The 11183-nt window shown below is 68.7% G+C and carries 10 protein-coding genes; 3 read left to right on the plus strand and 7 right to left on the minus strand.

Annotated elements, in window-relative coordinates; genetic code table 11:
- Positions 1–8: 8 nt before the first annotated feature.
- The 4 genes from LCL61_RS13040 to hppD all read right to left on the minus strand — a co-directional run bounded on the left by LCL61_RS13040 (position 9) and on the right by hppD (position 6902).
- Complete coding sequence (locus LCL61_RS13040) at positions 9–4601, minus strand: DNA/RNA non-specific endonuclease (protein ID WP_340687081.1); 4593 nt, start codon at positions 4599–4601, stop codon at positions 9–11.
- Complete coding sequence (locus LCL61_RS13045; protein ID WP_219148401.1) at positions 4601–4915, minus strand: type VII secretion target; 315 nt, start codon at positions 4913–4915, stop codon at positions 4601–4603. Before LCL61_RS13045 ends, LCL61_RS13040 begins: the two co-directional genes overlap by 1 nt.
- Before the next feature lie 32 nt (positions 4916–4947).
- The gene (locus tag LCL61_RS13050; protein ID WP_340687082.1) at positions 4948–5490 is read right to left on the minus strand and encodes a YbaB/EbfC family nucleoid-associated protein; all 543 of its coding nucleotides are present in this window, start codon (positions 5488–5490) and stop codon (positions 4948–4950) included.
- A 212-nt stretch (positions 5491–5702) separates the two neighbouring features.
- Positions 5703–6902 carry a 4-hydroxyphenylpyruvate dioxygenase gene (hppD, locus tag LCL61_RS13055; RefSeq protein ID WP_340687083.1) on the minus strand — a complete coding sequence of 400 codons (1200 nt, stop codon included), beginning with the start codon at positions 6900–6902 and terminating at the stop codon, positions 5703–5705.
- 122 nt (positions 6903–7024) lie between these two features.
- Between hppD and LCL61_RS13060 the strand changes: the two genes are divergently transcribed.
- Positions 7025–7498, plus strand: coding sequence for an Lrp/AsnC family transcriptional regulator (locus LCL61_RS13060; RefSeq protein WP_034305441.1), 474 nt, complete (start codon positions 7025–7027; stop codon positions 7496–7498).
- Here LCL61_RS13060 and LCL61_RS13065 read toward each other — a convergent pair.
- The 3 genes from LCL61_RS13065 to LCL61_RS13075 form a co-directional block, all read right to left on the minus strand.
- Positions 7495–8298 carry an MBL fold metallo-hydrolase gene (locus LCL61_RS13065; protein WP_340687084.1) on the minus strand — a complete coding sequence of 268 codons (804 nt, stop codon included), beginning with the start codon at positions 8296–8298 and terminating at the stop codon, positions 7495–7497. The two genes, LCL61_RS13060 and LCL61_RS13065, sit on opposite strands and share 4 nt — an antisense overlap.
- Positions 8299–8469: 171 nt before the next feature.
- Entirely contained in the window at positions 8470–8970 is a 501-nt protein-coding gene (gene greA / locus LCL61_RS13070) for a transcription elongation factor GreA (protein ID WP_016337198.1), read from the minus strand.
- A 199-nt stretch (positions 8971–9169) separates the two neighbouring features.
- The gene (locus LCL61_RS13075) at positions 9170–9625 is read right to left on the minus strand and encodes a DUF4307 domain-containing protein (RefSeq protein ID WP_125674051.1); all 456 of its coding nucleotides are present in this window, start codon (positions 9623–9625) and stop codon (positions 9170–9172) included.
- A gap of 144 nt (positions 9626–9769) precedes the next feature.
- On the opposite strand from LCL61_RS13075, the gene mca reads away from it, so the two are divergent.
- Both mca and LCL61_RS13085 read left to right on the plus strand, forming a co-directional pair.
- Entirely contained in the window at positions 9770–10663 is an 894-nt protein-coding gene (mca, locus tag LCL61_RS13080) for a mycothiol conjugate amidase Mca (protein ID WP_340687085.1), read from the plus strand.
- On the plus strand, positions 10664–10981 hold the full coding sequence (locus LCL61_RS13085; protein ID WP_340687086.1) for a hypothetical protein: 318 nt from the start codon (positions 10664–10666) through the stop codon (positions 10979–10981).
- The last annotated feature ends 202 nt before the right edge of the window (positions 10982–11183 follow it).

The raw sequence follows: 11183 nt of genomic DNA on the forward strand, positions 1-11183 counted from the left end.
CGCGGTCATCACGTACTCGCCGGGGGATTGTTGGGGAAGCTGCGCATGTGGACGTTGCGGTTGCCGAACTCGTCGACCTCGATCCAGCGTACTTGGATCGTGTGCGGCACCTGGCTGCCGTCCCGCATCGGGAAGACTTCCATACCTTCGATTTTCCGGTTCTTGTCCTTCTCGAGGAAGCTGGCGAGGTCGCTTTCGAAGGCGTGCCAGTGATCCGGCCCCGCGATCTTCCGGCCCTGATTCTGTGGCCGCCACTGGGCCATCATGTTCAGCAGCTCACCGGGACTGTCGAACTGCTTGCCGAACAGATGGCCGCCGTCGTACTTGCCCGGCGTCCCCGCGGCCTGCTTGTTCGACGTGTCCTGTGCCGACGGGTCCCGGTTCGGCGCCGCGCCGTCTTCCTGCAGTTTCAGATCGTTGGCACGCCCGCGCACCGTGTCCACCTTGCCGCCGTCGAATTCGGGGCCGGTGTGGTAGACGAACTTTCCGCCGTCGACGTTGTAGACCATGTTCGGCGCCGGATTGTTGAGGTCGGGGCTCGACGGCCGATAGGTCTCGACGACGACGTTGCCGTGCTCGTCGGTCCAATAGATCGACCGTGTGTGCGTCTCGCGACCGGGATTCCGGTACTCGCTGCTGACGACGTACTTCTTGTTCGGTTCGAGCTGCGGCTTTCCATCCGCGTCCTTGGGCAAGGAATCGAGGAACGACTCGCCACGGCGGAGGGTGACGTCCACCTGCTCGTTGCCGCGGAAACGGTCCGGATCCTTCGCACCGTGCGGTACTTCGGCTTTCGGGTCGAGGCGCTGGCGGACGATGGGGTCGCCTTCGCCGATGCCGTGCTTCCGATTCGCGTCGATGTCCGGGTTGGTGCGCATCATCCGGCCGGACTCGAGGTCCGCCCATCGGACGTGTCCCTTGGCGTCGGTGTAGAAGGTGCCGCGGTGCACGCCCGCCGAGTCCGTGACCTTGTACTGGGTGTGCGGTGCGTACGGACCGCCGCTCGCGAAAGACGCTTTGGGGTCCGGCGCGTGGGGGTGACCGGGCCCGACCGTGACCGGGTCGCCCACGAAGTCCGGCCGGTGGAACTTCACCGACGGATGCGGGACCCCGTCCGCGTCCGTCGCGAACGTCTGGTGCCTGCCCTCGATCTCCACCCGGTACGTCGTGTTCGGGTGGGGGTCCGCGACGTCGGGATTCGGGTTGTACTTCGGGTTCGGTTCGTAGACGACGTTGCCGTTCGCGTCCTCTTTCTTGACGCGCGGCTGTTCGTTCGGGTGATGGGTGTCGATGTGGGTGACCCGGCCGGTGCCGTCCGTGTGGTAGACACCGCGCCGGTTTCCGGCGTCGTCGAAGACCTCGTACGCCCGGTTGCGCTCCAGTTTCTGCTCGCCGGGGAACCGTTCGCCACGGGCAGGCGGCCGGATGTCGGTGTCGGGGTCCGGCCCGCCGATCCGCGAAGGGGTGGCGTTCGGTGGGGTCGGCGGGTCGAAATCGCTCTGGTGCTGCGGGTTGCGATGGATGTTCTGTTGACGGGTGTCGTCGAGCAGATCGGCTTCCTGTTGAACCGAATGCGGGTTTCGGTCCTTGGGGATGCCGGTGTCGGTGTCCGCGCTGGGCGGGGGGTCCTGACGCCGGGGTGTCGTGTCGGGGTCCGCGCCCGGCGGCGGCTGGTCGCGCCGGGACGAGGTGTCGTCGTCGCCGTCACCGCGGCTGCGGGAGCTGTCGGCGTCCACGTCCTGCTTGTCCGCGTGCGAGGTGTCCGGGGTGAAGCCGTCGTCGCTCGCCCGGCGGGCGGTGCCGTCGGGGCTGTGGACGTCCCATTCGCCGTTCGGCGGGATCTTGGGCCGGGGGCGGCCGTCGGGACCGATCTCGTAGTCGGACGAGAAGACACGCCCGTTCGAGTCGGTCCAGGCCGGCTTGCTCGGCGCCATCACTTCGGTGTCGAGCTCCCGCGACAGACGGCGCGCGAAGTCGTTCGAGCCGGCGTCGCAGCCGATCAGCCGGATCGGGCGGCCGTCGTAATCCCCGTTGCGGCGCAGGATGTCCGCGAACTCTTCCGGGGTGTAGGTGCGGTTGCCGATCCGGGCGTGCCCGTCCGGCGTCACGTGCACGTCGACGGTGTAGCGGCCGTCCGGATCCGGCTGGACGCGGTGCGGCAGGTCGCCCATGTCCGAGTCGCCGCGGTGGTACGAGCTGCCCGCGGGAGTGCTCTCGGAATGCCGTTGGTTGACCTCGTCCGGCGTCAGCGGACGATCCGGCTCGACGTCGGGCCCGCGGTCGTGCGGTGTGCCGTCGGGGTGACCGTTCGGGTCCTGGCGCGGTCCGTGCCCGTCGGGGCCGTGACCGTCCGGCGAACGCGGCGGCCCGGAGTGACCACCGGGGCCGCGCCCGCCCGGACCGGTGTTGCCGGGACCCGTGCCGCCGGGCCGGTTGCCCGGGCCATGTGTGCTCGGTGAGCCAGTGTGCGGCTGGACGCCGGGGCCGAAGTCGTTGCCCCGGGCGACCGGCTGCGGCTGATGCGGTTGGTTCGGCCGTCCGCCGGGACCGGTCTGGCCGGGACCGCGGCTGGGGCCGGTGTGGGTGTCGGGTGTGCGCGGGGCGTTCGTGTCCGGGGTGCGCGGCGAACCGGGCGTTCCCGTCCAGCCGCCACCCTGCTGCCTGCCGCCGGGCGAACCCGGGGTGCCGACGGGCGTGCCACCCGGAGCGCCTTGCGGTGGCATGCCGCCGGCGATCGGCTGGCCGCCCTGCGGCGGGACACCGTGCGAAGCGTCGCCGCCGGGACCGCCGCGCTGCGAAGGCATATGTGACGGGCCGGCGTCGCCGAGGCGTGGTGCCGTGGGCGCGGTGCCGCTCGTCGTCGTTCCGCTGTCGGTCGGCCGGGTGGGGCTGCCGCCGTCGTTGCCGCCGTGGTGGCCGGGCGACGGGTCGGACCGAGGAGTGGGCGAGCCGCCGTCACCGCCGTGTGTCCGGGGCGAGCCGCCGCCGTCGCCGGTGTGGCTCGGGGAGCTGCCGGTGTCGGCGCGGGTGTGTGGTGCCGGGGAGCCGCTGTCGGGGGTGTGGCTGGGGGAGCCGCCGGTGTCCGTCCGCGTGTGCGGGGTGGGCGAGCCACTGTCGGGGGTGTGGCTCGGGGTGCCGCCGGTGTCCGTCCGCGTGTGCGGGGCGGGCGAACCGGCATCAGGGGTGTGGCTCGGGGAGCTGCCGGTGTCGGCGCGGGTGTGTGGTGCCGGGGAGCCGCTGTCGGGGGTGTGGCTGGGGGAGCCGCCGGTGTCCGTCCGCGTGTGCGGGGCGGGCGATCCGCCGGTGTCCGGGCGGTTCGGGGTGGGCGAGCCGCCATCGGACGCGCGGTTCGGGGTGGCGGAGTCTCCGGGAGAGCCACCGTCGGACCGGGTGTGCGGCGTCGACGTGTCGGAACGGGCGGTGCTGGGGGAACCATCACCACCGGCGGAGTTTCCGTCCGAAGTGGACGGTCCGTCGCCGGTACGGTTGGGAGAGCCGGCGTCGGAGCGGGTGGACGAGCCGCCACCGTCACCACCGCGGGTGGTGTTCGACGGGGTGTCTCCGCTGGAGCCATCGTTCGGGCCGCTGTTGGTGTCGCCGGAGTTGCCCCCGGAGTTGTCGCCGTTGGAGCCGCTGCCGGACCCGTCGCCGCTGCCGGAACCGGAACCGTCGCCGTCCGGGCCGTCGCCGGAGCCCGAGCCGCCACCGCCGGTCCCACCGGATCCGCCGCCGCTGCCACCGCGCTGGATGAACCCGCCCGGCTTGATGTTCCTGGTGTTGATCACGTCGAGGCCGGTGACCTTGCCCGCGATCTTGCCGAAGATCTTGATGATCTTCTCGAAGACGTCGGCCAGCTTGCCCAGCAGCGGTGAGACCCGCCGCATCGCGTCGCAGAGTTCCTTGAGCTTGTCGGCGATCTTCGCGGCCCACTTGGCGATCGCGGTGACGGCCTGCGCGACCACCACGGGGGTGCCGAAGCCGAGGGAGAACACCGTCTCCATGACCCACGCGATGAGCTTGCCGACCGCGTCCGCGATCAGCTGGCGGATGAACTCGCGGACGAACGCGACGATCTCGCCGAAGATCATCACGACGGTGCTGATCGCCCCCGCGACCGTCGCCGCGCCGCTGATCGCCTCGGCCTGTTCCGCGGCCTGCTTGCGGTACTGGTCGGCCGCGTCGCCCGTCCAGCCGGACGTGCCGTTCTTGACCGCGTTCGAGAACTCGACCTGGGTGTCTTCCAGTTTCTTGGCGACGTTGCCCCAGGTTTCGGAGTACGACTGGATGACCGGCGGATCGCCGGCGACCGCGTCCAGCATGTCCTTGAGCGGCTGCATGTGTTCCATCAGGAACGACGCCACCGACGACATCAGGTAGCCGAACGGGTCGATCGCGGCGCTGGCCATCTCGCCGGCGAGGCTCAGCACGCCGAGCCCGCCACCGATCCAGTCACCGTTCGAGATGCCGTTGAAGGCGTCCATGGCCGACTCGGCGACGCCGATGCCCGCCGCGTAGCCGTACTCGCTGTTCCCGGCCGTCAGCGGTCCGGGACCGTCGCCGTCGGTCGGTGCCTTCGCGACGAGCGGGTTTCCCTCAGGCATCAGTCAGGCACCTGCACGTTCTTGAATTCGGCGGCGAAGTTCTCGTCCTGCGTCTGGTAGGCGTTCGACGCGGACCGCACGTTGTTCGCCACCGCCGTCGCGGCCTCGACGGCCTTGTTCAGCGCGTTGATGCCGAACTCCTCGACCGGGTCGAGCATCATCCGGAACGGCTGGCAGATGATGCCGTACGCGTCGGTCGGCATGCTCACCTGCTGCGCGGCGTCGACGGCCGTGCGCAGGCCGTCGGCGATGCCGTCGATCTGCTTGGCGTGCGCGTCGAGGTCGGCGCCGAGCTCATAACCCTTGCCTGCCATGGTTTCTCCCCTCTACCAGGCCGGATGGACGTCTACGAAAGAATGCTGCCGCCGAACTCGTCGTCATCGTCGTCCTGTGTGCGGCGGCGGCGCGGGATCGGCTTCGGCTGAGGTGGATTCGCCTGCGCGGGCGGCGGGGGCTCTTCCTCCTCCGGGCCGAAGCGGTGGTGCCGCTCGGGTTCCGGCGGTGCGAGGTCCTCCTCCGGCGGGGCCTCCGGGAAGGTGCTCTGCGCCTCCGCGATCACCCGGTTCGCCGTCTCGTCGGTGGTCCCGACCGTCTCGGCCATCGCCGCCTGCAGCAGCTCCGGGATCCGGGACTGCGCGAGCTGGACGAGGCGCATGACCTGTGACGAGACCTCCGCCATCCGTTTGCCGCTCGCGGCTTCGGAGATGACCAGGTTCGTGAGCAGGCCCTTCGAGTCGATCGTGACCTCGATGGTGTTGTCCTTCGACCGCTCGGTCACGGTCTGGCCCTGCATGCGTGCGGCCATCGCCTGGTAGCGCGCGGCGGTCTCCTGGATCTGCTTCGTCCAGTTGTCCACCATTCGTTCGCTGGCGTCGACGTTGTCCGGCATCGGGACCCTTCCAAAGCTGCATGCTGACGTCTTCACACTGACGGTCCGAAGACGCCACCGGTTCCGGTGTGCTCGAAGTTGCGTCGAACAGCCTAGTGCTCATCCGGTGTACCACTCAGGCACGACAAAGTCGGCCCCGTCACGCAGCGAAAGGGCCCCTCACCGCACAAAGTGCGATGAAGAGCCCTTTCACTCCCTGCGAACTGCCGGGGTCAGAGATTGCCGCGGCGCTCCTGCTCACGCTCGATGGCCTCGAACAGGGCCTTGAAGTTGCCCTTGCCGAAGCCGAGCGAACCGTGCCGCTCGATGAGCTCGTAGAACACCGTCGGGCGGTCGCCGATCGGCTTGGTGAAGATCTGCAGCAGATAGCCGTCCTCGTCGCGGTCGACCAGGATGCGGTGCGCCTTGAGCGTCTCGATCGGCACCCGGACCTCGCCGATCCGCGCGCGCAGCTCCGGGTCGTCGTAGTAGGAGTCCGGGGTGTCGAGGAACTCGACGCCCGCGGCGCGCATCGCGGTCACCGTCGCGACGATGTCGTTGGTGGCCAGCGCGATGTGCTGGCAGCCCGCGCCGCCGTAGAACTCGAGGTACTCGTCGATCTGCGACTTCTTCTTGGCGATCGCCGGCTCGTTGAGGGGGAACTTGACACGGTGGTTGCCGTTGGAGACCACCTTGCTCATCAGTGCCGAGTACTCGGTCGCGATGTCGTCGCCGACGAACTCCGCCATGTTCACGAAGCCCATGACGCGGTGGTACCAGTCGACCCAGTAGTCCATCTTGCCGAGTTCGACGTTGCCTACGCAGTGATCGACGGCCTGGAACAGCCGCTTCGGCGCGCCTTCCGGGCGGACGACGCTGCTCTCGCGCGGCTCGTAGCCGGGCAGGTAGACGCCGGTGTACTTCGACCGGTCGATCAGCGTGTGGCGGGTCTCGCCGTAGGTCGCGATCGCGGCGATGCGCACGGTGCCGTGCTCGTCGGAGACGTCGTGCGGCTCCTCGAGGACGGTGGCGCCCTGCGAGCGGGCGTGTTCGATGCACCGGTCGACGTCGGCGACCTCGAGCGCGAGGTCGATGACGCCGTCGCCGTGGCGGCGGTGGTGGTCGAGCAGCGGGGAATCGGGCTTGACGCCGCCGGTGATCACGAAGCGGGCCGAGCCCGACTTCAGCACGAACGACTTGCGCTCGAAGTTCCCGGTCTCGGGGCCGGAGTACGCGACGAGCCGCATGCCGAAAGCGACCTGGTAGAACCACGCGGTCTGCGTGGCGTTGCCCGCGATGAACACCACCGCGTCCATCGACTTCACCGGGAAGGGGTCGGTCGAAGAGTCGTGATCGACGAGGCCGACGAGCTGACGCAGCTGGTCGTAGCTCACGTCGTCAAGAGCACCCTGGGGTTCCACTGTGTGCGTCATGCCCTGAAGCATCCGAGCGCGTGACAAAATGCGCAACGGTCAAAGATTTTACTGCGCACTATGACCAGTCGAGGGCCGGGTGGCGCAGTCAAAGTGGACAACCTGCGTAGGAGGTAGGCCCGATGTCGGAAGCACTCGACGCGCTGGACGCGCGGCTGCTGCTGTTGCTCACCGACTCCCCCCGGCTCGGCGTGCTCGAATGCGCCCGCCGTCTCGGTGTCGCGCGTGGCACCGTGCAGGCCAGGCTGGACCGGCTGACCGAACGCGGGATCCTCGGCGGGTTCCCGCCCGAACTCGACCTCGCGGCGATGGGGTACGGCCTCACCGCCTTCGCCGTCCTGGAGATCGCGCAGGGCCGCCGGGCCGAGGTCGCGGAGGCGCTGTCCGCGATCGACGAGGTGTGCGAGGTCTACGCGACGACCGGCCAGGGCGACCTTTTCGTGCGGATGGTGGCGCGCAACAACGACGACCTGCAGCGTGTGGTGGACGAGGTGGTCGGCGCGCCGTACGTGCGGCGGACGTCGACGTCGATCGCGTTGTCGACGCCGGTCCCGCCGCGCGTACGGCCGCTGCTGGAACGGCTGGCGCGAAGCTAGCCGACCTGGCTCAGGTACCGCTTCGCCGACCGCTGGACCGCCTCGTGCCCGTCGGTGCGGATGATCGCGTCCCACCAAGCGCCGTAGATCGCCTCGAACTCGTACGGTTCGAGCATCTCGGCGGCGCGGCGGACGACCTCGGGACGTTCCGGGATCAGGTTCGGATAGCTGTACATCATGCCGACGAAGCGGCGGTCGGGGATGACCTGCAGGATGTCGCCCGAGAGCACCGCGCCGCGGCCGTTCTCGCCGTCCGGCCAGTGCAGCACGGTCCCGCCGGCGAAATGCACGCCGAGGTTGATCAGCCGCAGGCCGGGGGCGACGTCGAGGGTCGCGCCGCTCCACAGCTTGATCGCCGGATCCGGCCTGCCGATCCACTGCCGGTCGCCCTCGTGCAGGTAGATGGGCGCGTCGAAGGCGTGGGCCCACTCGACCATCGTGGTGTAGTAGTGCGGATGGCTGATCGCGATGCCGGTGATCCCGCCGAGTTCGCGGACCTTCGCGACCAGATCGTCGTCGATGTAGCCCGCGCAGTCCCACAGGAAGTTGCCGGATCCGGCCTTGACCAGCAGCGCCCGCTCGCCGATGGCGAAGTTGGGAGTGGATCCGACCCCGATGAGGCCGGGTCCCTGCTCCTCGACGCGAGCCGTGTACGTCCCGCTCGCGCGGACGGTGTTCAGATCGGTCCAGCGCTGCCCGGCCTGCGGGACGTACTGACGTTCGTCCTCGCAGATCGGGCAGTCGGACCTGGGTTCCGCGTACTGCATGCCGCAGGCGACGCAGATCGGTAGCTCGCTCATGATTCCCTCCAGAATTCTCCGGAGGTCACGCTAACGGCTCATATGCGTGCCCGGCCATATCGGGCCGGGTGACGCCGAAGAGGCGCCGCCCGCATCCGACTCGCGTTGTGTGCGGAGGGCGCCCCTTCATCGATTTCCCTGGGCCTTCGGCTGAAAACAGCGCGCGGAGGCTCACTTGCCGGTGTACGGCACCGCCTTGACCAGCGTCACCTTCTGGATGCTGCCGTTGGGCAGCTCGTACTCGCGGGTTTCGCCCTCTTTGGCGCCGAGCAGCGCCTTGCCGAGCGGGGACTCCGGCGAGTAGACGTCCAGGTCGCCCTCGGTGCCCTCTTCACGGGTCGCCAAGAGGAAGTTCTCGTCTTCGTCGTCACCGTCGTAACGCACGGTGAGGACCTTGCCCGGTCCCGCGCTGCCGTCGTTGGCGGGCGGCTCGCCCACCTTGGCCGAGCGGAGGAGCTCCTGGAGGTGGCGGATGCGGGCCTCGTGCTGGCCCTGCTCTTCACGGGCGGCGTGGTAACCGCCGTTCTCCTTGAGGTCGCCCTCTTCCCGGCTGTCGTTGATCTTCGCAGCGATGACCGGGCGGAGCTCGATGTAGTGGTCGAGTTCCTGCTTGAGCCTGTCGTAGGCATCCTGGGTCAGCCAGGTCACCTTTGTGTCGCTCACGGTCACCATCTCCTAGTAGGGCCTGCCAGGCTTGGGTGTACAAGCCGGCCACCGGACCGGCATGGCGCGCCGGCCTGGCTGAGATAAAGGAAAAACACGGCCCGTCTTGGGCCGTGCCGGTAGATCAGAGTAACACGGCGCGAGGCATCGCCGCCGGTGGAATTCGGTCGCGCCTCGGCGTTGGGCGCCGGTTTCACCCCGTTGGCCGCTATGGCCTTGACAGGTACCGTGGTACGTCGTATGAGCACCCGAAGATATCAGCCGTGACCGGCCTTCCGATGCTCTTGATGGTGGTTGTCACCCTGCTGTTCTTCGAACCAGGCTGAATCAAGACCTCTTTACGGCCGCTTTCGGCCCCCGCCTTGTCGCGGACCCGGACGACGCACACGCCAGGCCGGTTCACATCGTCCCTGGTCACGTTGATGGTGATCTCCATCGCGTCGCCCGGTTTCTCATCGAACGAGACGCGCTCGCCCTCGATGGGCGCGCTGCCGAAGTTCGTGTACGCGACATAGGCGATTCCGCCGCTGACCAGCAGCGCGACCAGGCCGAACACCAGGCGCCGCCAGCGTGCGGGCTTCGCGGCGCGGGTCTTGCCGTAGCGGTCCTCGGGCACGTCCGTCCGGGTGCTTTCCGCGCTGGGAGCGTCCTGTCCCGTGCTCAACCCGGGCCTCCGGTAGGTCTCGTCGTGCTCGCAGGGACAATGAGGTCGTATGCGAGTGGTTCCCCTCGAGTATCCGCGCCCGGCCGGGCGGGCCGTCAGGCAGGGTCGCAGGGGAATAGGGAACGAGAAGGGGACGTTCGGAGCATGGTGTCAGCCAATGAACCGCCGAAGTCACGCCTCCGCCTGATGGCGGTGCACGCGCACCCCGACGACGAGTCGAGCAAGGGTGCCGCCACCATGGCCAGGTACGCCGCCGAAGGGCACGAGGTCATGGTCGTGACCTGTACCGGCGGCGAAGCGGGCAGTGTGCTGAACCCGGCCATGGACCGTCCCGACGTACTGGCCAACATGACCGAGATCCGCCGGGAGGAGATGGCCCGCGCGGCCAAGATCCTCGGCGTGAGCCACACCTGGCTCGGGTTCGTCGACTCGGGCCTGCCCGAGGGCGACCCGCTGCCCCCGGTGCCGGAGGGCTCGTTCGCGGTCATCCCGCTCGAGGAGTCCACCGGTGTGCTGGTGAAGGTCATCCGCGAGTTCCGCCCGCACGTGATCGTCACCTACGACGAGAACGGCGGGTACCCGCACCCCGACCACATCCGCACGCACGAGATCTCGGTCGCGGCCTTCGACGCCGCCGGCGAGGAGGGGCGCTACCCGGACGCGGGCGAGCCGTGGCAGCCGATGAAGCTGTACTACGTGCACGGGTTCTCGCGCGCCAGGATGACGGTGTTCCACGAGGCCCTGCTCGCGCGTGGCCTCGAGTCGCCGTACGAGGAGTGGCTCAAGTCGTGGGACCCGGAGAAGGCCGACGTCATGGAGCGGGTGACCACCCGCGTCGAATGCGGCGACTACTTCGAGCAGCGTGACGAGGCCCTCAAGGCGCACGCCACCCAGATCGACCCGAACAGCCGCTGGTTCGCCGTCCCCCGCGACCTGCAGCGCGAGGTCTGGCCGACCGAGGAGTACGAGCTGGTCCGCTCACTGGTGGACAGCACCCTGCCGGAGGACGATCTGTTCGCCGGCTTGAAGGAGGGCTAGATGAGTTTCGTGGTGCCGGCGTTCGCCGTCGTTCCGGTGACGGTGTCGTCGCAGTTCCTGGCGCAGCAGCCCGGCAACGGCGACAACGGCGGCCAAGGTGAGGACTTCGGCAAGTCGTCGCCGGTGGGTTTCCTGATCCTGATCCTGTTCCTGATCGCCGTCGCGCTGCTGGTGCGGTCGATGACCAAGCATCTGAAGCGGGTTCCGGAGAGCTTCGACGAGCCTGCCGCTCCGGCGGAGGAGGCTCCTGAGGATCCGAAAGCCGACGCGGAGGAGTCTGCGGCGAAGGCCGAGAAGCCGACCGCCAAATCCGACTGACGCTCGTGAGTGGTAAGGACGGTTCTAGCCGTCCTTACCACTCACGAGGCATGCCCCACTACGCCACCGCCACNCTTCCGATCTGGCCTCCTTCCTTACCTTCAGGGTAGGGAAGGAGGCCTTCACGGACTCACGACCAATGCCGCCACATCAATAGGTGGTGCCTGAGACACCGTTGGCTCTGACCGTCCTTACCACTCAC

Source organism: Amycolatopsis coloradensis (genome assembly GCF_037997115.1).
GTDB lineage: Bacteria > Actinomycetota > Actinomycetes > Mycobacteriales > Pseudonocardiaceae > Amycolatopsis > Amycolatopsis coloradensis_A.